This is a genomic window from Streptomyces sp. enrichment culture, assembly GCF_964272855.1.
Classification (GTDB): domain Bacteria; phylum Actinomycetota; class Actinomycetes; order Streptomycetales; family Streptomycetaceae; genus Streptomyces.
This window is the reverse complement of the sequence record NZ_OZ186847.1, coordinates 1540346-1565978: the sequence shown is the minus strand read 5'-3', so window position 1 is coordinate 1565978 and position 25633 is coordinate 1540346. Positions and strand designations below refer to the sequence as shown.

Annotated in this window: 20 protein-coding genes and 1 pseudogene; 16 read left to right on the top strand and 5 right to left on the bottom strand. The window is 73.9% G+C overall.

Going from position 1 to position 25633, the window contains the following annotated elements:
• The first annotated feature begins 46 nt into the window (after nt 1-46).
• Nucleotides 47-631 carry an adenylosuccinate lyase gene (locus ACSU6L_RS06765; RefSeq protein WP_437054522.1) on the top strand — a complete coding sequence of 195 codons (585 nt, stop codon included), beginning with the start codon at nt 47-49 and terminating at the stop codon, nt 629-631.
• 53 nt (nt 632-684) lie between these two features.
• Here ACSU6L_RS06765 and ACSU6L_RS06760 read toward each other — a convergent pair whose 3' ends face one another.
• From ACSU6L_RS06760 to ACSU6L_RS06750, 3 genes are all read right to left on the bottom strand, one after another.
• On the bottom strand, nt 685-1083 hold the full coding sequence (locus tag ACSU6L_RS06760; protein WP_437054520.1) for a RidA family protein: 399 nt from the start codon (nt 1081-1083) through the stop codon (nt 685-687).
• A gap of 81 nt (nt 1084-1164) precedes the next feature.
• On the bottom strand, nt 1165-2736 hold the full coding sequence (locus ACSU6L_RS06755) for an alpha/beta hydrolase (protein WP_437064798.1): 1572 nt from the start codon (nt 2734-2736) through the stop codon (nt 1165-1167).
• 146 nt (nt 2737-2882) lie between these two features.
• The gene (locus tag ACSU6L_RS06750) at nt 2883-3923 is read right to left on the bottom strand and encodes an Rv2578c family radical SAM protein (RefSeq protein ID WP_437064796.1); all 1041 of its coding nucleotides are present in this window, start codon (nt 3921-3923) and stop codon (nt 2883-2885) included.
• Nucleotides 3924-4068: 145 nt separating this feature from the next.
• Between ACSU6L_RS06750 and ACSU6L_RS06745 the strand changes: the two genes are divergently transcribed.
• The 9 genes and pseudogenes from ACSU6L_RS06745 (at nt 4069) to ACSU6L_RS06705 (ending at nt 15675) form a co-directional block, all read left to right on the top strand.
• On the top strand, nt 4069-4512 hold the full coding sequence (locus ACSU6L_RS06745) for an SRPBCC family protein (protein ID WP_437054518.1): 444 nt from the start codon (nt 4069-4071) through the stop codon (nt 4510-4512).
• Nucleotides 4513-4662: 150 nt separating this feature from the next.
• The gene (locus tag ACSU6L_RS06740; RefSeq protein ID WP_437054516.1) at nt 4663-7065 is read left to right on the top strand and encodes an MFS transporter; all 2403 of its coding nucleotides are present in this window, start codon (nt 4663-4665) and stop codon (nt 7063-7065) included.
• Between the two features lie 196 nt (nt 7066-7261).
• A pseudogene (locus tag ACSU6L_RS06735) lies at nt 7262-7897 on the top strand (PAS domain-containing protein); the annotation flags it as partial.
• A 130-nt stretch (nt 7898-8027) separates the two neighbouring features.
• Nucleotides 8028-8861, top strand: coding sequence for a M55 family metallopeptidase (locus tag ACSU6L_RS06730; RefSeq protein ID WP_437064795.1), 834 nt, complete (start codon nt 8028-8030; stop codon nt 8859-8861).
• Nucleotides 8854-10158 (top strand): M20/M25/M40 family metallo-hydrolase, encoded by a 1305-nt coding sequence (locus tag ACSU6L_RS06725; RefSeq protein ID WP_437054514.1) that lies wholly within the window; start codon nt 8854-8856, stop codon nt 10156-10158. Before ACSU6L_RS06730 ends, ACSU6L_RS06725 begins: the two co-directional genes overlap by 8 nt.
• A gap of 17 nt (nt 10159-10175) precedes the next feature.
• On the top strand, nt 10176-12155 hold the full coding sequence (locus tag ACSU6L_RS06720; protein WP_437054512.1) for a prolyl oligopeptidase family serine peptidase: 1980 nt from the start codon (nt 10176-10178) through the stop codon (nt 12153-12155).
• 19 nt (nt 12156-12174) lie between these two features.
• Nucleotides 12175-13098, top strand: a complete 924-nt coding sequence (locus tag ACSU6L_RS06715) for a S66 peptidase family protein (protein ID WP_437054510.1) — start codon at nt 12175-12177, stop codon at nt 13096-13098.
• A gap of 142 nt (nt 13099-13240) precedes the next feature.
• Complete coding sequence (locus ACSU6L_RS06710) at nt 13241-15019, top strand: CocE/NonD family hydrolase (protein ID WP_437054508.1); 1779 nt, start codon at nt 13241-13243, stop codon at nt 15017-15019.
• A gap of 92 nt (nt 15020-15111) precedes the next feature.
• The gene (locus ACSU6L_RS06705; protein ID WP_437054506.1) at nt 15112-15675 is read left to right on the top strand and encodes a GNAT family N-acetyltransferase; all 564 of its coding nucleotides are present in this window, start codon (nt 15112-15114) and stop codon (nt 15673-15675) included.
• Here ACSU6L_RS06705 and ACSU6L_RS06700 read toward each other — a convergent pair.
• Nucleotides 15647-15994: a DUF6204 family protein gene (locus tag ACSU6L_RS06700; protein WP_437054504.1), complete on the bottom strand. Its 348-nt coding sequence runs from the start codon at nt 15992-15994 to the stop codon at nt 15647-15649. The genes ACSU6L_RS06705 and ACSU6L_RS06700 overlap by 29 nt on opposite strands.
• Before the next feature lie 144 nt (nt 15995-16138).
• On the opposite strand from ACSU6L_RS06700, the gene ACSU6L_RS06695 reads away from it, so the two are divergent.
• From ACSU6L_RS06695 to ACSU6L_RS06685, 3 genes are read left to right on the top strand one after another with little or no spacing between them, the layout of a single operon-like run.
• Entirely contained in the window at nt 16139-18085 is a 1947-nt protein-coding gene (locus tag ACSU6L_RS06695) for a DUF5107 domain-containing protein (protein ID WP_437054502.1), read from the top strand.
• A gap of 40 nt (nt 18086-18125) precedes the next feature.
• Nucleotides 18126-18587, top strand: coding sequence for a phage holin family protein (locus ACSU6L_RS06690; RefSeq protein WP_437054500.1), 462 nt, complete (start codon nt 18126-18128; stop codon nt 18585-18587).
• Between the two features lie 6 nt (nt 18588-18593).
• Nucleotides 18594-19646, top strand: coding sequence for an SDR family oxidoreductase (locus ACSU6L_RS06685; RefSeq protein WP_437054498.1), 1053 nt, complete (start codon nt 18594-18596; stop codon nt 19644-19646).
• A 3-nt stretch (nt 19647-19649) separates the two neighbouring features.
• Here ACSU6L_RS06685 and ACSU6L_RS06680 read toward each other — a convergent pair whose 3' ends face one another.
• A complete protein-coding gene (locus tag ACSU6L_RS06680) occupies nt 19650-20609 on the bottom strand; it encodes an LLM class F420-dependent oxidoreductase (RefSeq protein ID WP_437054496.1) in 960 nt (319 codons plus the stop codon).
• A gap of 229 nt (nt 20610-20838) precedes the next feature.
• On the opposite strand from ACSU6L_RS06680, the gene ACSU6L_RS06675 reads away from it, so the two are divergent.
• Genes ACSU6L_RS06675 through ligD form a run of 3 tightly spaced genes read left to right on the top strand, consistent with a single transcriptional unit; the run spans nt 20839 to nt 25621 of the window.
• Nucleotides 20839-22848 (top strand): FAD-dependent oxidoreductase, encoded by a 2010-nt coding sequence (locus ACSU6L_RS06675; protein WP_437054494.1) that lies wholly within the window; start codon nt 20839-20841, stop codon nt 22846-22848.
• Nucleotides 22845-24698, top strand: a complete 1854-nt coding sequence (locus ACSU6L_RS06670; protein WP_437054492.1) for a transketolase — start codon at nt 22845-22847, stop codon at nt 24696-24698. Before ACSU6L_RS06675 ends, ACSU6L_RS06670 begins: the two co-directional genes overlap by 4 nt.
• The gene (gene ligD / locus ACSU6L_RS06665) at nt 24695-25621 is read left to right on the top strand and encodes a non-homologous end-joining DNA ligase (RefSeq protein WP_437054490.1); all 927 of its coding nucleotides are present in this window, start codon (nt 24695-24697) and stop codon (nt 25619-25621) included. The genes ACSU6L_RS06670 and ligD overlap by 4 nt, the downstream gene beginning before the upstream one ends.
• The last annotated feature ends 12 nt before the right edge of the window (nt 25622-25633 follow it).

Below are 25633 nucleotides of genomic sequence, written 5' to 3'. Positions count from 1 at the left end.
TGTGATGTAGGTCCCTCGCCGGGCCGATCACCCCTACCCTCACCTCATGGATGTGAGGGACGAAGCGTCACGAGCGCTCACCGAGCGCTTACGGCAGGAGTCGGGAGCCTCGGCGGCGTACGAGCATCTGCTGGCGACCGAGGACCAGGACGAACTGGCGGAGGTCCTGACGGCCCCCGGACAGCCGCTGTGGGCCAGGGAACTCGCCGCGTTCCGGCTCGGCCTCGGCGGCGACCGCCGCGCCTTCGAAGCCCTGGTCCTGCTCCTCAACCACCGGGACCCGCCCCGCTGCGCCGCCGCCGCGCACGCCCTCGCCCGCCTCGGCGATCCCCGCACGGCCCGCGCGGCGGCCGCCCTCGCCACCAACGAACTGCGCGTGGCCTACGCCCTGCACCCGGTCCGCCTGCTGGTGGAACTGCGGGCCCCGGAATCCGTCCCCGCCCTCATCACCACCCTGCAACGCCGGCTGCGCCCCCACGACCCCTACCGTCGCGTCGCCCTCGCCTGCGTGGAGGGCCTCGGCACCCTGGCCGACCCCCGCGCCCGGACCGTCCTCAACGAGGCGCTGGCCCACCCGACCCTGGCGGAGGCGGCGGTACGGGCCCTGGCGCGCATCCCGAGACAGCGCTGAACCGGCGGCCGGTCCAGCCCGTCCGCGCGGGTCGTCCGCCGCCCGCGCGGCCCTTACGGCGCGACCACCGCGAACGCCTCGATCTCCATCAGGAACTCGGGGCGGACCAGGGCGGCGACCTGGACGGCGGAGGCGGCGGGGAGCCGGTCGTCGGCGAGGTGGGCGGCGCGGGCGGCGCGGATCGCCGGCAGGTGGGAGACGTCGGTGACGTAGTAGGTGAGCTTGACGACGTCGTCCCACGTGGCGCCCGCCGCGGTCAGGCAGCGGCGCAGGTTGGCGAAGACCTGGTGGGCCTGGGCGGACGGGTCGTCCCGGCCGACCAGGGCGCCGGACTCGTCGAGCGGCAGCTGGCCCGATATCGCCACGAAACGGCCGGTGCCCATCACGACATGGGAGTACTGCGCGGCGGGGGCGACGCCGTCGGGGGCGGGGATCCTGGTCAGCTCGGTCATGGGTCCATGGTGGACCACGGGTCTGACAACGCCCCCGACGGGCCGCCTGGTCGGTTCGGCCGGTCGGTTCGGCCGGTCCCGTCAGTCGCGGAAGCCGAGCAGGCCGTGCAGGTTCGCCCCCCGCGTCGGGGCGACCGACTTCCCGCTCAGCGGCTCCGGATCCGGCTGCGCCGCGCACACCGCGTCCACGCCGCCGTCGCCGCGCGGCACCGTGCCGTCCCTCAGATACGCCGTCAGGTGCCCGTCCAGGCACGCGTTGCCGCTCAGCGTGACGCCGTGGTTGCCGCCGCCCTCCTCGACGACCAGGCTGGAGCCGCGCAGCAGCCGGTGGACCCGCTCGGCGCCCCGGTACGGGGTGGCCGCGTCCCCGGTCGCCTGGAACAGCAGCACGGGCGGCAGCTGGCGGTTGCCCACGGGCAGCGGGTGCCGGCTCCGGGTCGGCCAGAACGCGCACGGCGCGTTGTACCAGGCGTTGTTCCAGGTCATGAACGGCGCCTTCGCGAACACCTCCCAGTTGTCCGCGCGCCACCGCTCCCAGTCGCGCGGCCACCTGGCGTCCCGGCACTGCACCGCGGTGTAGACGCCGTAGTTGTTGTCGCCGGCCGCGTCCACCGCGCCGTAGTCCTCGTACACCTCGACGAGCGGTTCCGTGTCCTTGTCGACGGCATACGCGGAGAAGGCCTCGGCGAGGTACGGCCAGTAGCCGTTGTAGTAGGCGCCGGGCAGGAAGGTGTCCTCCAGTTCGGCCGGACCGACCCTGCCGCCCGCCGGCTGCCTCGCCAGCTCCGCCCGCATCGCGTACCAGGCGGCCTCCACCTGCTCCGGGTCCGTGCCGAGCCCGTAGGTGTCGTGGTGCCGGGCGACCCACGCCATGAACGCGCGGTGGCGCTCGTCGAAGGCGACGTCCTGGGCGAGGTTCGCCTCGTACCAGACGCCGGCCGGGTCGACGACCGAGTCGAGGACCGCGCGGCGCACCCGATGCGGGTGGAGCTTGGCGTAGACGGCGCCGAGGTAGGTGCCGTACGAGTAGCCGAAGTAGTTGATCCGCCGGGCGCCCAGGGCCCGGCGGATGCGGTCCATGTCCCGCGCGGTGCTGACCGTGTCGATGTGCGGCAGCAGGTCGGCGTGCTTCTCGCCGCAGGCCTCGGCGAACGCCTTCGCGCGCGTCAGGTTGGCCCGCTCCACGGCGGGCGTGCCCGGCACCGAGTCGGGCCGCGCCGGGGTGAAGTACCCCGGCCGGCAGTCCAGTGCGGGCTCGCTCTTGCCGACCCCGCGCGGATCGAAGCCGATCACGTCGTACTGGGCGGCGACCTCCTCGGGCAGCGTGGAGGCGACGAACCCGGCGAGGGTGAGGCCGCTGCCGCCGGGCCCGCCGGGGTTGACCAGGAGCGGCCCCTGGTACGTCTGCGCGGTGTGCGGCACCCGGGACAGCGCCAGGGTGATCTGCCGCCCGCGCGGCTTCGTGTGGTCGAGCGGCACCTTCAGGGACGCGCACTGGAGCGCCGGATACTTCTTGGTGCCGCACTTGATCCAGGTGAGCTCGGTGGCGGGAGCGGTGTCCGCGCGGGGCGCGCTCGCCTGCGCGGGAGCGGCCGTGACCGTTCCGGCCAGGGCGACGGCGGCGCCGCAGAGCACGGCCGCGCGTGTTCTCAAGGAGTGCATGGGGTCCTCCCGGGACGGAGGGCTGGGGGGCCGCGAGGATCACGGTCCTCGCCGCATCGTCCCGGGGAGCGCACCCGAAAGAACATGTTCTGACCATGCTTGACCCGATTGGGTCGCTGGATGCCCTCGAATGCCTCTCAGATGAGCGAGAGTTGGGTCGGCTCCGGCACCGCCGGCGGGGCCGGCTCGGGCTCCCGGATCCGCCGCGGCATCCCCGCGCGGGCCGGTCCGATGCCGTACTCCTGGGCGAGTTCGTGCACCTGACGCGTGATCCGGCGCTGGTACCACTTCGGGGCGTAGGCGCCGTCCGCGTACAGCCGCTCGTACCGGCGCACCAGATGCGGATGCTCGCGCTCCAGCCAGGCCGTGAACCACTCCCGCGCGCCGGGCCGCAGGTGCAGCGTCAGCGGGGTGACGGAGGTGGCCCCGGAGGCCGCGATCGCCCGCACCGTGGCGCGCAGTTGGGCCGGGTGGTCGCTCAGGAACGGGATCACCGGCGCCATCAGCACCCCGCAGCCGATCCCGTGCTCCCCGAGGGTCCGTACGACGTCCAGGCGCCGCTCGGGTGCCGGGGTGCCCGGCTCCACGGTGCGCCACAGTTCGGTGTCGGTGAAGCCGACCGAGACGGAGATGCCGACGTCCGTCACCCGCGCGGCGTCGGTCAGCAGGTCCAGGTCGCGCAGGATCAGCGTGCCCTTGGTCAGGATCGAGAAGGGGTTCGCGTGGTCGCGCAGGGCGGCGATGATGCCGGGCATCAGCCGGTAGCGGCCCTCCGCGCGCTGGTAGCAGTCGACGTTGGTGCCCATCGCGATGTGCTCGCCCTGCCAGCGGCGCGAGCCGAGCTGGCGGCGCAGCAGTTCCGGCGCGTTCACCTTGACCACGATCTGCGAGTCGAAGCCGAGGCCGGTGTCGAGGTCCAGGTAACTGTGCGTCTTGCGGGCGAAACAGTAGACGCACGCGTGCGTGCAGCCCCGGTAGGGGTTGACCGTCCACTCGAACGGCATGCGGGAGGCGCCGGGCACCCGGTTGAGGATCGAGCGGGCCCGCACCTCGTGGAAGGTGATGCCGCGGAACTCCGGGGAGTCGAACGTACGAGTGATCACCGCGTCCGCGCCGAACAGCGCGGGGTCGGTCCGGCCGTGGTCGTCGGGCTCGGCGGAGAGGTTCTCCCAGCGCATGACGCCTCCTCGGTAGTGCTCGGCCTCAGAATAGAACATCTGTTCCCATGATCGTGCGGACGGGCCCGGACCCCCGATTTGGCGGCCGGGTGCCGGGGTGGTTGGCTTGCCCCAACCCCGAGAACCCAGGTGCTGGAGGAACGCAATGGCGCAGGTCGAGGCCACTACCGAGCGGGTCGTCGCGGCGGACCCGGAGACGGTGTTCGACACCCTCGCCGACTACGGCGGCACGCGCGCGAAGCTGCTGCCCGAGCACTTCAGCGAGTACGAGGTGCGCGAGGGCGGCGACGGCGAGGGCACCCTCGTCCACTGGAAGCTCCAGGCCACCAGCAAGCGCGTGCGCGACTGCCTCCTCGAGGTCAGCGAGCCCACCGAGGGCGAGCTGGTCGAGAAGGACCGCAACTCCTCCATGGTCACCACCTGGCGCGTCACCCCCGCCGGCGAGGGCAAGGCCCGGGTCGTCGTGACCACCGTGTGGAACGGCGCCGGCGGCATCGGCGGCTTCTTCGAGAAGACCTTCGCCCCCAAGGGTCTCGGCCGGATCTACGACGCGGTGCTCGCCAGGCTCGCCGCCGAGGTCGAGAAGTAGCCAAGAACCCACGCTCCCAAGGGCGTTGATGCCCTCACCGGATCGAGTGGTCCTTGCTGTCGACCGGCTTTACGCCGTAACTCGTCGCGCTTGCTCGTAGTTGTCGCTTTAAGCGGCAATTGTGTGGCAGTGCGACGAGGGGAGCGGCACGTGGGCGGGAGCACTCTGGTACAGGACGAACCGGTGGCGGCCGCGCCCCCGCGGCTCCCCGCGTCCCCCGCCGCCCCGGCCGCCGGGCTCGGCCCCCGCCGGGTGCGGCTGGTCTTCTTCGCGCTGATGCTGGCCTTGCTCCTCGCCGCCCTGGAGCAGATGATCGTCGCCACCGCGCTGCCCCGGATCGTCGGCGAGCTGCACGGCCTGGACAAGATGTCCTGGACGATCACCGCCTACCTGCTCACCGCCACCGTCGGCCTGCCGGTCTACGGCAAACTCGGCGACCTCCTCGGCCGCAAGGGCGTCTTCCAGTTCGCCATCGTCGTCTTCGTCGCCGGCTCCGCGCTCGCCGGCCGCGCCCAGACCATGGACCAGCTGATCGCCTACCGCGCGGTGCAGGGCGTCGGCGCGGGCGGACTGATGATCGGCGTACAGGCGATCATCGCGGACATCGTGCCGCCCCGGCAGCGCGGCCGGTTCATGGGACTGATCGGCGCCGCCTTCGGACTCGCCTCGGTGGCGGGACCACTGCTCGGCGGCTACTTCACCGACCACCTCTCCTGGCGCTGGTGCTTCTACGTCAACGTGCCCTTCGGCCTGGTCACCATGGCCGTCGTCGCCGTCGTCCTCGAACTGCCCAAGCCCGCCGCCAAGGCCCGCCTCGACGTCCTCGGCGCGACCCTGCTCGCCGCCGCCTCCACCTGCCTGGTCCTGCTGACCAGTTGGGGCGGCACCGAGTACGCCTGGGACTCGCGCGTCATCCTCGGCCTCGGCGCGGGCGCAGTCGCCGCCACCCTCCTCTTCCTCGTCGCCGAGCGCTTCGCCGCCGAACCCCTCATCCCGCTGCGGCTGTTCAGGGACTCCGTCTTCAACATCACCGGCCTGGTCGGCCTCGTCGTCGGCGTCGCCCTGTTCGGCGCCGCGAGCTATCTGCCGACCTACCTGCAGATGGTGGACGGGGCCAGCGCCACCGAGTCCGGACTGCTCATGCTGCCGATGACCGGCGGCATCGTCGGCGCCTCCATCGTCTCCGGGCAGCTCATCAGCCACACCGGCCGGTACAAGATCTACCCCGTCCTCGGCAGCCTCCTGTCCGCCGTCGGCATGTGGCTGCTCTCCCGCCTGGAGACCGACACCCCCCGCCTGCACTACAGCGTCTGGATGGCCGTCCTCGGCGCCGGCATCGGCCTGGTGATGCCGGTGCTGATCCTCGCCGTGCAGAACTCCGTGCGCCCCGCCGACCTCGGCACCGCCACCAGCGCCAACAACTACTTCCGGCAGATCGGCGGCAGCGTCGGCGCCGCGATCTTCGGCACCCTCTTCGCCGACCGGCTCACCGACTCCCTCGGCGACCACCTCCCCGCGCGGACGAGCGCCGAACTCCCGGACCCGGAGGCCCTGACTCCCGAACTGGTCCACGCGCTCCCCCCGGAGCTGCGCGACGGCTACATCCAGGCCTACGCCGACGCCATGCCGAGGATCTTCCTCCACCTCGTGCCGGTGCTCGTCCTCGGCCTGCTCATCGCCTTCTTCCTCAAGGAGAAACCCCTGGTGTCCCACAACGCCCCCACCACCGCCCCGGAGACGCCGGTGCCCGCGCCGGCGCCCGCCCCGATCCCGCAGGCCCGCACGCCGTACGCCGCGGGCATCCCGGTCTGCGGCACGGTGCAGCACCCCGACGGGACCGTCGTCCCCCGCGCGGCGCTCACCCTCATCGACGTCGCCGGACAGCAGATCGGGCGGGGCGCCAGCGGCGACGACGGGCGGTACGCGCTGGCCACCCCGGGCTCCGGCGCGTACGTGCTGATCGCCGCCGCGGGCGGCCACCAGCCGCAGGCCGTCTCCGTGACCGTCGGCGAGCGACCCGTCGAGCTGGACGTCGTCCTCGGCGGCGCCGGACGCCTCGCGGGCACGGTCGTCACCGCCGACGGCACCCCGGTGCGCGACGCCACCGTGACCCTCACCAACGTCCACGGCGAGGTCGTCGCCAGCACCCGCAGCGGACGCGAGGGCGGATACGTCATCACCGACCTGGTCGCCGGCGAGTACACCCTCGCCGCCAGCGCCCCCGCGTTCCGCCCGGCCGCGCTCCCCGTCACCGTCCAGGCCTCCCGCGAGACCCGCCAGGACATCGAACTCGCGGGCGGCGCCGTACTGCGCGGCACCGTGCGGGCCGGTGGCGGACGGCCCGTCGAGGACGCGCGGGTCACGCTGCTGGACGCGGCGGGCAACGTCGTCGACACCATGACCACCGGCGTCGACGGCACCTTCCGCTTCGTCGACCTGTCCTCCGGCGAGTACACCGTCATCGCGGCCGGCTACCCGCCCGTGGCCACCGTGCTCCAGGTGGCGGGCGGCGGGCGCACGGAACGCGATCTCCTGCTCGGGCACGAGGACTGACGAACCGGCCCGCGGCGCCGCCGCCGCGCGGGCGTACGCGCCGGTGTGGGCCGCGCGGCCGGTGCGGGCGGATGCGGGCGGGCGCGGCCGGTGACGGCAATTCCCGTGTCGGCTCCCCTTACCGGCGGCCGTCGCCGTACGGTGGTGAACCGGGGACACAGATCATCCGCAGCCGTGGGGAGAGAGGGCCTGGGCCATGGATCATGGCACCGACCGGGGGGCCGGGGCGCCTGGCGGCCACGAGGCCGGGACGATCGCGGTCACGGACCCGGCCGCGCCAGGACGTGTTCCGCTCGCCGTGGCGGTCGTCGACCGCGAGGGACTGGTGTCCCACTGGAGCGGCGGCGCGCGACGGCTCTTCGGCGCCGCCGAGGAGGCCGCGCTCGGCCGCCCGGCGATCGACCTGCTGCCCGTCACGGGCGCACTCGCGCCGGACGAAGCCCCCGCGTCCCGTCACCCGGCCGCGGGCCGCGCCCGCCTCACCGTGCCCACCGGCGACCGCGTCGCCGTGCTGTGGTGGGCCTACCCGCTGGCCGGACCCGGCCCCGAACGGCTGCTGGTGCTCGCCGTCGACGCGGCGGCCCTGCGCCCGCGGGAGCACGGGGAGCACGCCGCCTCCGGGGAGCCCGGTGACCTCCTGGCCGTCGAGCGCGTCGCGCCCGGTTTCACCCCGCGCACCGACGTCCCCGCCGCCCTGCAACTGGCCCGCAGGCTCCCCGCGCTCCTGCCCGGCATGAGCATCGCCGACAGCGCCTGGATCGTCGCCCAGGCCCTCGAACTGGGCTACCCGGTCCTGGAGTTCGGCGGGCACGACCGGGTGCCGGTCGTCCCGGCCTGAGGGACGGGGACGCCGGGCGCCACGACGGCGGCCGGCGTGCGCACGTTCTGGTCTGCGGTCCGGGCCGCGCGTAACGTGAGGCGGACAAAGATCCGCGGTCGCGAACGGCGGAGTTGGGAGCATGGTGAAGATCCTCATCAGCGCCGACATGGAGGGCGCCACCGGCGTCACCTGGCCGGCCGACGTCCTGCCGGGGACACCGCAGTGGGAGCGGTGCCGGTCGATGTTCACCTCGGACGTCCAGGCCGCCGCGCTGGGCTTCTTCGACGGCGGCGCGGACCAGGTGCTGGTCAACGAGGCGCACTGGACCATGCGCAACCTGCTCCTGGAACAGCTCGACGAACGGGTCGAGATGCTGACCGGACGGCACAAGGCGCTGTCCATGGTGGAGGGCGTGCAGCACGGCGACGTCGACGGCATCGCGTTCGTCGGCTACCACGCGGGCGCCGGCATGGAGGGCGTCCTCGCCCACACCTATCTCGCCAACTCCATCACCGGCGTCTGGCTCAACGACGTCCGGGCCAGCGAGGGCCTGCTCAACGCTCACGTGGTCGCCGAGTACGGCGTCCCGGTGGTGCTGGTCACCGGGGACGACGTGGCGTGCGAGGACGCGCTCGGGTACGCGCCCGAGGCGCTGAAGGTCGCGGTGAAGGACCATGTGTCGCGGTACGCGGCCGTGTGCCGGACGCCGGCCAGGACCGCCGCCGACATCCGGGCGGCGGCGAAGCAGGCGGTGGCGCTCGCCGGGAGACGGGATCCGGTCGTCGGTGGACCGTATACAGTCGCCGTCGAGTTCGACGCCGAGCACCTGTCGTCGGCGGCCACGGTCGTGCCGGGTGTCGACCGGATCGGGGAACGCAAGGTGGCGTACACCAGTCCGACCATGTACGAGACGATCCGCACCTTCAAGGCGGTCACCACCGTCGTCTCGGCCGCCGTGGAGGAGCAGTATGGCTGACCGGCTCGCGATGGACGAGGTCGTCGGGTTCACCTCCGACCTCATCCGCCTCGACACCACCAACCGGGGCGGCGGCGACTGCCGGGAACGGCCCGCCGCCGAGTACGCGGCCGCGCGGCTCGCCGAGGCGGGAGTCGCCCCCGTCCTCCTGGAACGCACCCCGGGCCGGACCAACGTCGTCGCCCGCGTCGAGGGCACCGACCCGTCCGCCGACGCGCTGCTCCTGCACGGCCACCTGGACGTCGTCCCGGCCGAGGCCGCCGACTGGAGTGTGCACCCGTTCTCCGGGGAGGTCCGCGACGGGGTCGTCTGGGGCCGGGGCGCGGTCGACATGAAGAACATGGACGCGATGATCCTCGCCGTCGTCCGGGCCTGGTCCCGCGAGGGGGTACGGCCCCGCCGCGACATCGTGATCGCGTTCACCGCCGACGAGGAGGCCAGCGCCGAGGACGGCTCCGGGTTCCTCGCCGACACGCACCCGGAGCTGTTCGAGGGCTGCACCGAGGGCATCAGCGAGTCCGGCGCGTTCACCTTCCACGACGGCGCCGGCCGGCAGATCTACCCCATCGCCGCCGGCGAACGGGGCACCGCCTGGCTCAAGCTCACCGCGCGCGGCCGCGCCGGGCACGGCTCCAAGGTGAACCGCGAGAACGCGGTCACCCGGCTGGCCGCCGCGATCACCCGGATCGGCGCCCACGAGTGGCCGCTGCGGCTCACCCCGACCGTGCGGGCCGCGCTCACCGAACTCGCCGACCTCTACGGCATCGAGACCGACCTGGGCGACGTGGACCGGCTGCTGGAGAAGCTCGGGCCGGCCGCCAAGCTGGTCGAGGCGACCGTGCGCAACAGCGCCAACCCGACGATGCTGGACGCCGGTTACAAGATCAACGTCATTCCGGGCGAGGCGGCGGCGTACGTCGACGGGCGGTATCTGCCCGGCGGCGAGGAGGAGTTCCGCACCACCCTGGACCTGCTCACCGGGCCGGACGTGGACTGGGAGTTCCACCACCACGAGGTCGCCCTCCAGGCGCCGGTGGACTCGGCGACGTACGCCGGACTGCGCGCGGCCGTCGAGGAGTTCGCGCCGGAGGGCCATGTCGTGCCGTACTGCATGTCGGGCGGCACCGACGCCAAGCAGTTCTCCCGGCTCGGCATCACCGGCTACGGCTTCACCCCGCTGAAGCTGCCCGAGGGCTACGACTACCAGGCCATGTTCCACGGCGTCGACGAGCGGGTGCCGGTGGAGGCGCTGCACTTCGGGGTGCGCGTCCTCGACCGCTTCCTGCGGACGGCCTAGGCGGACGGGGGAGACAGGTGCACACCCTGCCCTACGGCTCGTGGCCCTCGCCGATCGAAGCGGCCGTCGCCGCCGCCCACGACGGCCGTCCCGAGTACGTCGGATTCGTCGGCGACGAGGTGTGGTGGACCGAGCCGCGGCCCGCCGAGGGCGGACGGCGCGCCCTGGTGCGCCGGCTCCCGGACGGCGGGGAGGAGGCGGTGCTGCCCGCGCCGTGGAACGTGCGCAGCAGGGTGTGGGAGTACGGCGGGCGGCCCTGGGCGGGCGCGGTCGTCGACGGCCGGCCGCTGGTGGTGTTCGCGCACTTCGCCGACCAGCGGCTGTACCGGTACGAGCCCGGCGGCGGCGCCCCGCGTCCGCTGACGCCGGTGTCGGCGGTGGGCGGCGGGCTGCGCTGGGCGGATCCGCTGGTGCGGGCCGACCGCGGCGATGTGTGGTGCGTACTGGAGGAGTTCACCGGCGAGGGGTCCGGCGACGTCCGCCGGGTGCTCGCCGCCGTACCGCTGGACGGCTCCGCCGCCGAGGACCGGGACGCCGTGCGGGAACTCAGCGACGGCGGGCACCGGTTCGTCACCGGGCCGCGGCTCGCGCCCGACGGGCGGCGCGTGGCCTGGCTCGGCTGGGACCATCCGCGGATGCCGTGGGACGGGACGGAACTGCTCGTCGCCGACGTCGGGGACGACGGACGGCTGCGGGACGCGCGGACGGTGGCCGGCGGACCGGAGGAGTCCATCGCGCAGGCCGACTGGTCGACGGACGGCAGTCTTCTGTATACAAGCGACCGTACGGGCTGGTGGAACCTGTACCGGTGGCACCTGGACCGCGACCACGAGCCGACCGCCCTGTGCCCGCGCGAGGAGGAGTTCGGCGGCCCGCTGTGGAAGGTCGGACACCACTGGTTCGCCCCGCTGGACAACGGGCTGATCGCCGCGGTACACGGTCGCGGGTCGACCGCACTCGGCATACTGGATCCCGAATCCGGCGAACTCGTCGACGCGGCGGGCCCGTGGACCGAGTTCGCGCCCACCCTCGCCGTCCACGGCGAGCGCGTCGTCGCCGTCGGAGCCAGCCCGCGCAGCGCCTACGAGGTGGTCGAGCTGAACACCCGGACCGGCCGCGCCCGGGTCGTCGCCGCCGCGCACGACGACGCCGTCGACCCCGCCTACTACCCCGAGCCGCAGATCCGCACCTTCACCGGCCCCGACGGCCGCGAGATCCACGCCCGCGTCTACCCGCCGCACCATCCGGTCTGCACCGCCCCCGCCCAGGAGCTGCCGCCGTACGTCGTGTGGGCGCACGGCGGGCCCACCGACCGCGCCCCGCTCGTCCTCGACCTCGCCATCGCCTACTTCACCTCACGCGGCATCGGCGTCGCCGAGGTCGACTACGGCGGCTCCAGCGGCTACGGGCGCGCCTACCGGGAGCAGCTGCGCGAGCAGTGGGGGGTGGTGGACGTCGAGGACTGCGCGGCCGTCGCGCTAGCCCTGGCCGACGAGGGAACCGCGGACCGGGCGCGGCTGGCGATCCGGGGCGGCAGCGCGGGCGGCTGGACGGCCGCCGCCTCCCTGGCCGCCGGCGACGTCTACGCCTGCGGCACGATCAGCTATCCCGTCCTCGACCTCACCGGCTGGGCGTCGGGCGAGACCCACGACTTCGAGTCCCGCTATCTGGAGAGCCTGGTCGGGCCGTTCGCCGAGGTGCCCGCACGGTACGCCGAGCGCTCGCCGGTGACCCGCGCCGACCGGATTGCCGTACCGTTTCTGCTGCTCCAGGGACTGGACGACGTGATCTGTCCGCCCGTGCAGTGCGAGCGGTTCCTGGCCCGGCTGGACGGGCGCCGGGTGCCGCACGCCTACCTCGCCTTCGAGGGCGAGGGGCACGGGTTCCGCAGGACGGAGACCATGGTCCGCGCCCTGGAGGCGGAACTGTCCCTTTACGCGCAGGTCTTCGGACTGCGGCCGCCGCCGGGCGTGCCCCGGCTGGAGCTGACCAAGTGACGGAAGCGGAGTCGATCAGGTGAAGGAACTCGTCCGCCCGCCCCGGCTCGCCCCCGGCGCCCGGGTCGCCGTCGTCGCGCCCAGCGGGCCCGTGCCCGAGGAGCGGCTGCAGGCCGGGCTCGACGTGCTGCGCGGCTGGGACCTCGACCCGGTGGTGGCCCCGCACGTCCTCGACCGGCACCGCGAGTTCCCCTACCTCGCGGGCACCGACGCCGACCGGGCCGCCGACTTCCAGGCCGCCTGGTGCGACCCGTCGGTGGCGGCGGTGCTGTGCGCCCGCGGCGGTTACGGCGCGCAGCGCATGGCCGACCTGCTCGACTGGGACGCGCTGCGCGCCGCGGGCCCCAAGATCCTGGTCGGCTTCAGCGACGTCACCGCGCTGCACGAGGCGTTCGCCACCCGGCTGGGCCTGGTCACCCTGCACGGGCCGATGGCCGCCGGGATCGACTTCGTCAAGAACGACCGCGCCCAGGAGCACCTGAGAGCCACCCTGTTCGCGCCGGAGACCGTCCGCACCATCGCGTCCGACGGCCGCGCCCTGCTGCCGGGCCGGGCGCGCGGCGTCGTCCTCGGCGGCTGCCTGTGCCTGCTCGCCGCCGAACTCGGCCACCCCCACGCCCGGCCCGGCGCGTCCGGAGGGCTGCTCTGCCTGGAGGACGTGGGGGAGGAGGCGTACCGCCTGGACCGCTATCTCACCCAGCTCCTGCGGGCCGGCTGGCTCGACGGGGTGCGCGGGGTGCTGCTCGGCTCGTGGGAGGAGTGCGATCCCTACGACCGGGTGCGCGCCCTGCTCACCGAACGGCTCGACCCGCTCGGGGTGCCGGTGGTGGAGGAGTTCGGATTCGGCCACTGCGCCGGGGCGTTGACGATCCCGTTCGGGGTGCGTGCGGAACTCGACGCCGACGCGGGGACCTTGACGCTGGACGAACCCGCGTTGAAGTGAACACACGCTTGTCGTAGGCCAGTTGAGTGGCCGTCAAGAAACCCGCGTCCGGGTGATTGACCTTCCCTGACACGTGTCACAGCATGACTACCGGCCAGTACCTACTGGTCGGTATCGGGTTGTCCTCAGCGTGGAGGTCCATGTGCCCCGACGTGTCCCCAGATCACGTGCCGCCCTCGCCGCCGCGCTCGGCGCGGCCCTGACCGCACCGCTCGCCCTCACCGCTCCCGCCGCCGCGACCACTGCTTACACGGTGACCCCGCTGACGTTCACCGTCCGGGCCGGCGACCGCACCTGCACCGTCGACGCCGACCTGTACCGGCCCGCCGGTGCCGACCGCGACCACCCCGCCCCCGCAGTGCTCGGCACCAACGGCTTCGGCGGCAGCAAGGACGACGGTTCCACGGACGCCATCGGCAAGGCCTTCGCCCAGCGCGGATACGTCTCCCTCGTCTACTCCGGGCTCGGCTTCGGCAAGTCGGGCTGCCTCATCTCCCTCGACGACCCGGAGACCGACGGCCGGGCCGCCGCCCAGCTCGTCGACTTCCTCGCCGGGAAGCGCACCGCCGACGACGGCACCCGCGCCGACTACGTCACCCTCGACGGCGCCGGCGACCCGCGCGTCGGCATGATCGGCGGCTCCTACGGCGGCGCCGTCCAGCTGGCCACCGCCGCCGTCGACCGGCGCGTCGACGCGCTCGTGCCGGTGATCACCTGGAACGACCTCGCCTACTCCCTCGACCCGAACAACGCGGTCGGCGCCCGAAGAGTGCCGGGCGCCTTCAAATGGCAGTGGACCAACGGCTTCTACCTCATGGGCGAGGGCCAGCCGCTGCTCCAGCCCAGCCTCGACCCGTCCCGCATCAACTCCCTGGCCTGCCTGCACTTCGTCACCCAGGCCTGCCAGACGGTGCGCACCCTCAACTCCGGCCGCTACCCGGCCGACCGGACGGACCAGCTGCTCGACTACGCCCACAGCGTCTCCCCGGCCTCCTACCTGCACCGGGTCAGGACGCCGACCCTCCTGGTGCAGGGGCAGGCCGACAGCCTGTTCAACCTCAACGAGGCGACCGCCACCTACCGGACGCTGAAGGCGCAGGGCACACCGGTCAAGATGATCTGGCAGGCCTGGGGCCACAGCGGCGGCCTCACCGACCCCGCCGCCGGCGAACTGAACCTCGGTCAGGGCAACCTGGAGACCAGCTACGTCGGCCGCCGCGTCCTCGCCTGGTTCGACCGCCACCTGCGCCACCGGCCCACCGACACCGGACCGGCCTTCGCCTACTACCGCGACTGGATCAGCGACCCGGACGACACCTACGCCACCGCCGACGCGCCGCCCGCCCCCACGAGCACGCTGTACCTCTCCGGCGACGGCAAGCTCGTGGACAACCGGACGAAGGTGACGCGCGGCAGCCGCACCTACACCAACTGGCTGCTGCCCAGCAGCCATTCGGAGAGCTCGCTCGCCGGGCTGATCGGACTGCCCGACCCGGCGCCGTACGACACCCCCGGCACCCACCTCGCGTGGACCGGCGAGCCGCTGACCCGGCCGCTGACCGTCGTGGGCGCGCCCCGCGTCACCCTGAAGGTCGTCTCCCCGGCGGCCGAACGCACTCAGAACTCCGACGACGCCGCCGACAAGCTCGTGCTGTTCGCCAAGCTGTACGACGTCGCGCCCGACGGCACCAAGACGCTGGTGCACCGGCTGGTCGCCCCGGTGCGGGTGCCGGACGTCACCGAGCGGTTCACCGTCACCCTGCCGGGGATCGTCCACCGCTACCCGCAGGGGCACCGGCTGCGGTTCGTGATCGCGGCGAGCGACGGCGCCTACTTCGGCAACCGGGGCGTGAAGCCGGTGACCGTGGTGAGCGCGCCGGACGACACCGGCGTGCTGCGGCTCCCGGTGACGGGCGGCTGAGTCACCCCGCGGGCGGCCCCCACCGTGCGGACGGCGGGCTTCGGGCTCACTCTGGTCCCATGAGCCCGAAGACCCCGGCGTAGGCTGTTCCAATGCCGCACGCCACCTCCCGCTATCTCGCCGAGGGCCCCCGAGTGGGGATACGCCACTTCACCCACCGCGACGGCGACGAGTTCGTCACGCGCGTCCGGGAGAGCAAGGACCTGCACCACCCGTGGCTCTTCCCCCCGGACACCCTCGAGGCGTACGGCGCCTACGCCGGCCGGCTCATCGACGACCCGGCGAAGGCGGGCTTCCTGGTCTGCGAGAAGGACGGCGCGGACGGACCCGGGGCGATCGCCGGGTTCATCAACATCAACAACATCGTCGGCGCCGGCTTCCAGTGCGGCGCCCTCGGCTACGGCGCCTTCGCGCACGCCGCCGGGCGCGGGCTGATGCGCGAGGGCCTGGAGCTGGTGGTGGGGTACGCGTTCGGGCCGATGCGGCTGCACCGCCTGGAGATCAACGTCCAGCCCGGCAACACCGCCTCCATCGGCCTCGCCAAGGCCCTGGGGTTCCGCCTGGAGGGCTTCTCGCCGAACATGCTCTTCATCGACGGGGCCTGGCGCGACCACGAACGCTGGGCGCTCACCGCCGAGATGCGGGCTTCCGGTTGACCTTCATCGTGTCGAGGTCCGTGACGGTCGACTTCAGGCCCGTGAAGCCGTAGCCGAGCGCCCGCAGCGCCGACTCGGCACGGTCCTCCGCGAGCGCCGCCGCCATCTCCTCGCCGTCGGCCGCGTCCGACACCACGACGAAACGCATCGAGAAGTGCTTCAGCGGTGACGCCTCGTACGTCAGCGAGCCCTCCTCGGTGAACCGCATGCTCGTCAGCCCGTGCTCACCGGCCCCGGCCAGCAGCCGCTCCCGTGCCTCCGCGGTCAGCCCGTCCCACGTGCCCCGGACGATCACCCGATAGGTGTGCCGCTCGCTCACCACTGCCCCTTTCCCGCTCGAAGCCCCGACTCTACGTCGCAGACCGTCGACCGCATACGGAATATCGTCGTACGCGCGGCCGGGACGCCTTTGCCCAATCCTGACCGGCAGATCCTCTGTGCAGCGGGCCGGTCGCCCGGTTCCATGGTGATCGTGACGACGATCCGACGCGCCGTAGTGACCCTGCCCGCCGCCGAATCGGGTCCCGACAACCCGCTGCCCCCGCTGCGGCCCCTCGACGAGGCGCACCGCGTCGACGAGCGGGACCGCCGGGACCTGCCGCGCGACATGGCCCGCCAGATCGCCTACGAGCCGCTGCGCGGCCTGCTGCCCGTCCCGCTCCGCGACGGCTACGGCCGCCGGCGCTCACCCCGCGACCTGGACGCGCTGGTGATCGAGAACGACCGGCTGAGCGCCACCGTGCTCCCGGGCCTCGGCGGACGGCTCGTCTCCCTCGTGCACCGGGGCCGCGAACTCCTCTACCGCAACCCCGTCCTGCAGCCCGCCAACTTCGCCCTCAACGGCGCCTGGTTCTCCGGCGGCGTCGAATGGAACATCGGCGCCACCGGCCACACCACCCTGTCCTGCTCACCCCTGCACGCCGCCCGCGTCCCCGCCCCCGACGGCGGCGAGATGCTGCGGCTGTGGGAGTGGGAACGCCTGCGCGACCTGCCCTTCCAGGTCGACCTGTGGCTGCCGGACGGCTCCGACTTCCTGCACGTCGGCGTCCGCGTGCGCAACCCGCACGAGCGGCCCGTGCCCGTCTACTGGTGGTCCAACACCGCCGTTCCCGAGCAGTGCCGGGTGCTGGCCCCCGCCGACCAGGCCTGGCAGTTCGGATACGAGCGGCGGCTGCGCCGGGTGCCGGTCCCGGCGTACGACGGCGTCGACCGCACGTACCCCCTCAACAGCACCCACGCCGCCGACTGGTTCTACGACCTGCCCGACGGCCGGCGCCGCTGGATCGCCGCGGTCGGCGCCGACGGACACGGCCTGGTGCAGACCTCCACCGACGTGCTGCGCGGCCGCAAGCTCTTCGTGTGGGGCACCGGCGGCGGCGGACGGCGCTGGCAGGACTGGCTCACCGAGCCCGGCACCGGCGGCTACTGCGAGATCCAGGCCGGTCTCGCCCGCACCCAGCTCGAACACGTCCGCCTGGAGGCGGAGAGCGAGGTGTCCTGGCTGGAGGCGTACGGGCCGCTCGGCACCCCGCCCGACGGCGAGTGGACCGACGTACTGCGCGCCGCGGAGAACCGGCTGGAGGCCGCCCTGCCGCGCCGGGCCGTCGACGACGCGTACGCCGCCTGGCGGCCGTACGCCGACACCGGTCCCGGCGAGATCCTCGCCCGCGGCTCCGGCTGGGGCGCGCTGGAGGTGCTGCGCGGCGGCTGGAAGCTGCCCGGCACACCCTTCGACGAGAGCACCCTCGGCGACGCCCAGGCGCCCTGGCTGCACCTGCTGCGCGCCGGGGCCCTGCCCGAGCCCCGCCGGTCCGGAGCGCCCGGGCCGACCCTCGTCGCCCCGCACTGGCGGGACATGCTGGAGACCGCGCCCGCCACCCCGCTCACCGAATACCACCTGGGGGTCGCCCAGTGGCACGCCGGCGACCGGGCGCAGGCCGTGCGCAGCTGGGAGCGGGGCCTCGGCCTCGCCCCCGCCGACTGGCCGGCCCTGCGCTGCCTCGCCGTCGCGGACCGCGTGGACGGCCACCCCGAGCGGGCCGCCGACCGGTACGCGCAGGCCTTCGACGACCTGTGCCGGGACGACTTCGAGGGGCGGGCCGAGGTCACCGCCGCCCTGGCGCGGGAGGCCGTCGAGGCGCTGCTCGCGGTGGGGCGGGCCGCCGGGGCGCGGGCCGTGTGGGAACGGCTGGACCCGGACACCCGGCAGCGGGGCGCGTTCCGCCTGCTGGAGGCCGAGTTGCTGCTCGCCGAGGGACGCCCGGACGCGGCGCGGGCCGTCTTCGACGCCGGGTTCGAGGTCGCCGACCTGCGGGAGGGCGCCGAGGCCATCGGCGAGCTGTGGGCCCGGCTCTCCGACGAACCGCTGCCCGCGCGGTACGACTTCCGGATGCGCCCGCCCACGCGGTGACCACGGGTTACCCGCGACCGGCGCCGGGTACCCGGCCGCCATGGACCGCTTGGATCATCTGGAGCATCTGGACAAACATCTCGTCGACGAACTGGCGCAGGTGGCGCGCGAGACGATCCGCGACGAACTGCGGCAGCAGACCCGGAAGCAGCGCCGTACGGCCATGCTGTACGCCGCGTCCGGCACCGTCGCCCTGTACGCGGGCGCGGCCCTCGCGCTCGCCGTCGGGCTCGCCCTCGCCCTGGCGCTGCCGGACTGGGCCGCCGCGCTGATCACCGCGGCCCTGCTCGGTGTCGTCGCCTACGCGCTGCGCGGCGCCGCCCGGCCCAAGCACGACTCGATGTACGACTCCGGCGACGGGCACACCCTCGGCGGCACCCAGCCGGCGGCACCGCCGAGCGGGCTCGGCATGCCGTACCCGCCGATGCCGTCGTCCGCCCCGCGCACCCCGGCGCCGGGGCAGCAGGGCACCGACCCCGAGTCCCCGCACCACCGGGCCTGACCCGCGGTGCGCGGGACGGGCAGGCACCCGGGGCGCGGCCGGGCCGTCGTGGTCACCGGGGCCAGCGGCGGCGTGGGCCGCGCCACGGCCCGCGCCTTCGCCGCGCGCGGCGACCGCGTAGCCCTGCTGGCCCGCGGCCGCGAGGGCCTGGCCGCCGCCGCCGACGACGTGCGGCAGGCGGGCGGGGAGGCGCTGGTCGTCACCGTCGACATGGCCGACGCGAGGGCCGTCGAGGACGCCGCCCAGCAGGTCGTCGACGCCTTCGGCCACATCGACGTCTGGGTCAACAACGCCTTCTCCGGGGTGTTCGCCCCGTTCACCGGCATCACCGCCGACGAGTACCGCCGGGTCACCGAAGTGACCTACCTGGGCTACGTGTCCGGCACCCGGGCCGCGCTGCGGCACATGCGGCCGCGCGACCGGGGCACGATCGTGCAGGTCGGCTCCGCGCTGGCCTACCGCGGGGTGCCGCTGCAGAGCGCGTACTGCGGGGCCAAGCACGCCATCCAGGGCTTCACCGAGTCGCTGCGGTGCGAGCTGCTGCACGAGGGCAGCCGGGTGCGCGCCACGATGGTGCAGTTGCCGGCGGTCAACACCCCACAGTTCGACTGGCTGCTGAGCCGGATGCCGGGCCGCGCCCGCCCGGTGGCACCCGTGTACCAGCCGGAGGTCGCGGCCCGCGCGATCGTCCACGCGGCGTCCCACCCGCGGCGGCGCGAGTACTGGGTCGGCGGCTCCACGGTCGCCACGCTGCTCGCCAACGCCGTGGCGCCCGGACTGCTGGACCGGTACCTGGCGCGCACCGGGTTCGGCTCCCAGCAGGAGTCCCAGCCGGAGGCGGGACACCGGCAGGAGGCGACCGGCGGCGGGAACCTGTGGGCGCCGGCCGACGGGCCGCACGGACGCGACTTCGGGGCGCACGGCCGCTTCGACGAGGAGTCCCACGACCGCAGCCCCCAGCAGTGGCTGTCCCGGCAGCGCGGCCGGATGGGCACGGCCCTCACCGCGGGCGCCGCCCTGCTCGCGGCCCGCGCCCTGACGCGGGCCGCACGGCGGTAGACCTCAGTTCCCCGACAGCCGCGGCAGCACCTTCGTCCGGTAGAAGTCGAAGAAGCCGCGCTGCTCGGGGCCGATCTGGTTGACGTAGACGACGTCGAAGCCGGCGTCCGCGAACGCGGTCAGCGCGGCCACGTGCTCGTCCGCGTCGTCCCCGCACACCGCGTTCCGCGCGATCATCTCCTCGGTGATCAGCGGCGCAAGCTGCTCGAAGTGGCTCGGTGACGGCAGCACCTGGCCCATCTCGCCGGGGAGGAACTCGTTGGACCACAGCCGGCGCACGGTACGGACGGCCTCCGCGCGGTCGGTGCCCCAGCAGACCTTTGTGCCGCCGCTGACCGGCTTCGTACCGCCGCCGCCCTTGCGGAACTGCTCCACCATGTCCGTCTCCGGCATCATCGTGATGTACCCGTCCCCGGCCCTCGCCGCGAGCGCGGTCGCCTTCGGGCCGAAGCCGGAGATGTCGATCGGCACCGGCTCGTCCGGGACGGTGTAGAGGCGGGCGTTCTCCACCGTGTAGTGGGTGCCGTGGTGGGTGACCTCCTCACCGGTGAACAGCCGGCGCATGATCAGGATCGCCTCCTCCAGCATCTCCAGGCGCACGTCCGCGGGCGGCCAGGTGTGGCCGACGACGTGCTCGTTCAGCGCCTCGCCGGAGCCCACGCCGAGCCGGAACCGGCCGTTCGTCATCACCGCGGAGGTCGCGGCGGCCTGCGCCACCACCGCCGGGTGGATCCGCACCGTCGGGCAGGTCACCGCCGTCTCGATCGGCAGCGACACCGCCTGCGAGATCGCGCCGATCACCGACCACACGAACGGGCTCTGCCCCTGGGCGCTGTTCCAGGGGTGGTAGTGGTCCGAGATCCACAGTGAGCGGAAACCGGCCTGCTCGGCCATCCTGGCCTGTTCCACGAGTTCCGCGGGGCCGAATTCCTCGCAGGACAGGAAATAGCCGTACTCGGGCATGGGGGACCTCCACTACGGGGGCTTTTGGGGGACCGGCCGACCGAGTTGCCCGCGCGCCCGGCGGGGAAACGGCGGACGCCCGGGTGCGCCCGGCAGACGTTTGGGTGCCCCGGCCAGGGGGACGCGGAAAGCTCGTACCGCGCGTACGAGGTCGTACGGGAGAACCCGTACGGCCTCGTCCGTGCCCGCCTACCTGCCCCCGTACGGGCGAGAACGACGGAGGCGCACCGTGAGTCGACCCCGCATCGTGGTCGTCGGCGCCGGCTTCGCCGGCTACCGGGCGGCCCGCGCCCTGTCCCGGGCCGCCCGCGACAAGGCCGAGATCACCCTGCTCAACCCGACCGACTACTTCCTGTACCTGCCGCTGCTGCCCCAGGTCGCCGCAGGCATCCTCGAACCGCGCCGGGTCACCGTGTCCCTCTCCGGCACCCTGCCCCGGGTGCGGCTGGTGCTCGGCGAGGCCGACGCGATCGACCTCGACGCGCGCACCGTGCACTACAGCGACCCCGAGGGCGGCGACGGAACCCTCGAGTACGACCGGCTGGTCCTCGCCGCCGGCAGCGTCAACAAGCTTCTGCCCATCCCCGGCGTCGCCGAGCACGCGCACGGCTTCCGGGGCCTGCCCGAGGCGCTCTACCTGCGCGACCACGTCACCCGGCAGGTGGAACTCGCGGCCTCCGCCGAAGACCCCGAGAGCTGCGCGGCACGCTGTACGTTCGTCGTCGTCGGCGCCGGATACACCGGCACCGAGGTCGCCGCGCACGGCCAGCTCTTCACCGACGCCCAGGTCCGCAAGCACCCCCTGCGCGAGGGCATACGGCCCCGCTGGATGCTGCTGGACGTGGCGCCGCGTGTCCTGCCCGAACTGGACGAACGGCTCTCCCGCACCGCCGACCGGGTGCTGCGGCAGCGCGGCGTGGACGTGCGGATGGGCACCTCCGTGAAGGAGGCCACGCGCGACGGAGTCCTGCTGACCGACGGCGAGCACGTCGAGACCCGCACCCTCGTGTGGTGCGTCGGGGTGCGCCCCGACCCGCTCGTCGCGTCGCTGGGGCTGCCCCTGGAACGCGGCCGGCTGCTCGTCGACCCCCACCTTCAGGTACCCGGCCGGCCCGAGGTGTTCGCCTGCGGGGACGTGGCCGCCGTGCCCGACCTGGAGAAGCCGGGGGAGTACACCCCGATGACCGCACAGCACGCCTGGCGGCAGGGCAAGGTCTGCGCCCGCAACGTCGCCGCGTCGCTCGGCGCGGCGGAGCGGCAGGCCTACCGGCACCGCGACATGGGGTTCGTCGTCGACCTCGGCGGAACCCAGGCCGCCGCGAACCCGCTCGGCGTGCCGATGTCCGGACCGCTCGCCGGGGCGGTCACCCGCGGCTACCACCTCGCCGCGATGCCGGGCAACCGGGTGCGGGTGGCCGCGGACTGGCTGCTCGACGCGGTACTGCCCCGGCAGGCCGTGCAGTTGGGACTCGTACGGTCCTGGGCGGTACCGCTCGACACGGCCTCGCCGGAACTGGTGCGGTCGCCGGACGAGGCCGGGGCAGAGGCCGAAGCGAAGGCGGGAACCGGAAGCGGGAGCGGAACCGGAAGCGGAAGGGGAACCGGGGGCGCGGGCGGTCGGGCCGTCGGTGACGGGCCCGGTGCCGCCAGGAGCCCGGAGGCCGAGGAGCCCGCGCGGAGCGGGCATGGCGGGGAACCCGCGAAGAACCAGCCGGGTGGGGAGCCCGCGAAGAGTCATCCGGGTGGGGAGCCCGCGAAGGACCACCCGGGTGGGGAACCCGCCAAGAGTCATCCGGGTGAGGAGCCCGTGCGGGAGCCCGGTCAGGGTCGGGGTCAGGGGCGGGGCCAGGGCCGTGGCGGTCGTCCCCTGGGCGCCGTCGTGGACAGCGACGCGGAGTTGTCCGGGGTCGCCGGGCCCTTCCTGGACGCTGAGACGCCCGGTGCCGTCGGCTCGGCCGACATCGAGCCGTCCGGCCCCGGCGAGATGGTGACCGGCGAGGAGGGATCGAGCCCCGCCGAGCCCCGGGCCGACCGCGAGCCGCCCGGCCCCGCCGGTGAGGAGGAGTCCGCCGGCGAACCGCCCGGCCCCGTACGGCATCCCCGCACGGGGGCCGCGCCACGCACCGACCGTGAGCCGCCCGGCCCGGTCAAGGCCTCCGACCTGCCCGCCGATCCGGCGGATCCCGCCGGTCCCGCCGATCCCCCCGAGTCCGAGACGCCTGCGGAAGGAGAGCGATGAACACCGCCCAACTCGTCGAACTGGGGCAGCAGTTGCGGGTCGACAGCGTCCGCGCGGCGGCCGCCGCCGGATCCGGGCATCCGACGTCCTCGATGTCGGCCGCCGACCTGATGGCGGTCCTGCTGGCCGGCCACCTGCGCTACGACTTCGACCGTCCCGCCCACCCCGCCAACGACCGTTTCATCCTCTCCAAGGGCCACGCGTCCCCCCTGTTCTACTCGGTGCTCAAGGCGGCCGGCGCGATCGACGACCAGGAGCTGCTGACGTTCCGCGAGCAGGGCAGCCGGCTGGAGGGCCATCCCACGCCGCAGCGGCTGCCGTGGGTCGAGACGGCCACCGGCTCGCTGGGCCAGGGGCTGCCGGTCGGTGTCGGCGTCGCGCTCTCCGGCAAGCGGCTGGAGCGCACCGACTACCGCGTCTGGGTGCTGTGCGGCGACAGCGAGTTGGCGGAGGGCTCCGTGTGGGAGGCCGCCGAGCACGCGGGCCACGAGCGCCTGGACAACCTCGTCGCGGTCGTCGACGTCAACCGGCTCGGCCAGCGCGGACCGACCCGGCACGGCCACGACCTGGACGCCTACGGCCGCCGGTTCAGGGCCTTCGACTGGCACACGATCGAGATCGACGGCCACGACGTCGACGCCATCGACCGCGCCTACGGCGAGGCCATATCCACCAAGGGCCAGCCCACCGTCATCCTCGCCCGCACCCTCAAGGGCAAGGGCGTCGAGGGGGTCGAGGACCGGGAGGGCCTGCACGGCAAGCCGCTGCCGGACGCGGAGGAGGCGATCGAGCAGCTGGGCGGGGAGCGGGACCTGATCGTCCGGGTCCACGAACCGCCGGTCGCCAGGATATTGCATACCGTACGCAACGGGGCGGCCGTAGACCTCCCACGATGGGAGCGGGGCGGCGACGGCGTCGCCACCCGGGACGCCTACGGCAAGGCCCTCGCCGCGCTCGGCACCGCCCGCGACGACGTCGTCGCCCTCGACGGCGAGGTCAGCGACTCCACCCGAGCGGAGTTCTTCGCCAAGGAACACCCCGACCGCTTCTTCGAGTGCTACATCGCCGAGCAGCAGATGGTCGCCGCCGCGGTGGGCCTCGCCTCCCGCGGCTGGGTGCCGTACGCCTCCTCCTTCGCGGCCTTCCTCACCCGCGCCCACGACTTCGTGCGGATGGCGTCGGTCGGCGGCGCCGGGATCAACCTGGTCGGCTCGCACGCCGGTGTGGCCATCGGCCAGGACGGACCCTCGCAGATGGGCCTGGAGGACCTGGCGATGTTCCGGGCCGTGCACGGCTCGACCGTGCTCTACCCGTGCGACGCCAACCAGACGGCCGCGCTGGTCGCGGCGATGGCCGGGCTCGACGGCATCCGCTACCTGCGCACCTCGCGCGGCGCCGGCCCGGTGCTCTACGAGCCGGACGAGGAGTTCCCGATCGGCGGCAGCAAGGTGCTGCGCTCCTCCGAGCGGGACCGGCTCACCCTGGTCGCGGCGGGCGTCACCGTCCCGGAGGCGCTGGCCGCCGCCGACGCCCTCGACGGGGAGGGCATCCAGGTGCGGGTCGTCGACCTGTACTCGGTCAAGCCCGTCGACCGGTTCACCCTGCGCCAGGCCGCCGAGGACACCGGCTGCCTGATGACCGTGGAGGACCACCACCCGGAGGGCGGGCTCGGCGACGCGGTCTGCGAGGCCTTCCTCGACGGCCGCCCCATGCCGCGCCTGGTGCGCCTCGCGGTGCGGACGATGCCGGGCTCCGCGTCGCCCGAGGAGCAGCTGCACGCCGCCGGCATCGACGCCGAGTCCATCGCCGCCGCCGTACGCCTGCTGGTGGAGCAGGCGGTCGTACCGTGACCGATGCCGGCACACGCACCGTGCGAGCGGGCCGTCGTACCGTCGAGGTACGGCGGCCCGGCAAGGTGTTGTTCCCCGCCGGCGACGGCCACCCCGAGTACACCAAGGGCGACCTCGTCGACTACTACCGGTCGGTCGCGCCGTTCATGCTGCCGCATCTGCGCGGCCGCCCGCTGATGCTGGAACGCCATCCGGACGGCGTGGACGGGCCCCGCTTCATGCAGAAGAACACCCCGGAGAACTACCCGGACTGGATCACCCGCGTCGAGGTGCCCAAGGAGGGCGGCACCGTCTGCCACACCGTCTGCGACGACTCCGCGACCCTCGTCCACCTCGCCGGCCAGGCCTGCGTCACCCTGCACCGCTGGCTGTCGCGCACCGGCCGGCTGGACCGCCCGGACCGGCTGGTCTTCGACCTCGACCCTCCCGGCGACGACTTCGCGCCCGTCCGGGAGGCGGCCGGTCTGCTCGGCGGACTGCTCGACGAACTGCGGCTGCCGTCCGCCCTGATGACGACCGGCTCGCGCGGACTGCACGTCGTCGTGCCGCTGAACGGACAACAGGACGCCGACGAGGTACGGCGGTTCGCCCGCGACGTCGCCGACACCCTCGCCGCCGGGCACCCGGACCGGCTCACCACCGCCGCCCGCAAGAAGGACCGCGGTGACCGCCTCTACCTGGACGTGCAGCGCAACGCCTACGCCCAGACCGCCGTCGCCCCGTTCTCCGTCCGGGCCCGCCCCGGCGCTCCCGTCGCCGTACCCGTCACCTGGGACCAGCTCGGCACACCCGGCTTCGGGCCGCGCCGCTGGACCCTCGCCGACGCCGTCGACCAGGCCCGCACCAACCCGTGGGCCGGCGTGCTGAACCGGGGCCGGTCCCTCGCACCGGCCCGGCGCCGGCTCGACGCGCTGCGCGACTGACGCCCCGCCCCG

What these genes read in the sequence shown, in the direction of transcription:
- ACSU6L_RS06765 (WP_437054522.1), top strand. Translation starts at nt 47, where the DNA reads ATGGATGTGAGGGACGAAGCGTCACGAGCGCTCACCGAGCGCTTACGG.
- ACSU6L_RS06680 (WP_437054496.1), bottom strand. Translation starts at nt 20,609, where the DNA reads ATGCCCGAGTACGGCTATTTCCTGTCCTGCGAGGAATTCGGCCCCGCG.
- ACSU6L_RS06690 (WP_437054500.1), top strand. Translation starts at nt 18,126, where the DNA reads ATGGACCGCTTGGATCATCTGGAGCATCTGGACAAACATCTCGTCGAC.
- ACSU6L_RS06725 (WP_437054514.1), top strand. Translation starts at nt 8,854, where the DNA reads ATGGCTGACCGGCTCGCGATGGACGAGGTCGTCGGGTTCACCTCCGAC.
- ACSU6L_RS06745 (WP_437054518.1), top strand. Translation starts at nt 4,069, where the DNA reads ATGGCGCAGGTCGAGGCCACTACCGAGCGGGTCGTCGCGGCGGACCCG.
- ACSU6L_RS06760 (WP_437054520.1), bottom strand. Translation starts at nt 1,083, where the DNA reads ATGACCGAGCTGACCAGGATCCCCGCCCCCGACGGCGTCGCCCCCGCC.
- ACSU6L_RS06750 (WP_437064796.1), bottom strand. Translation starts at nt 3,923, where the DNA reads ATGCGCTGGGAGAACCTCTCCGCCGAGCCCGACGACCACGGCCGGACC.
- ACSU6L_RS06705 (WP_437054506.1), top strand. Translation starts at nt 15,112, where the DNA reads ATGCCGCACGCCACCTCCCGCTATCTCGCCGAGGGCCCCCGAGTGGGG.
- ACSU6L_RS06670 (WP_437054492.1), top strand. Translation starts at nt 22,845, where the DNA reads ATGAACACCGCCCAACTCGTCGAACTGGGGCAGCAGTTGCGGGTCGAC.
- ACSU6L_RS06695 (WP_437054502.1), top strand. Translation starts at nt 16,139, where the DNA reads ATGGTGATCGTGACGACGATCCGACGCGCCGTAGTGACCCTGCCCGCC.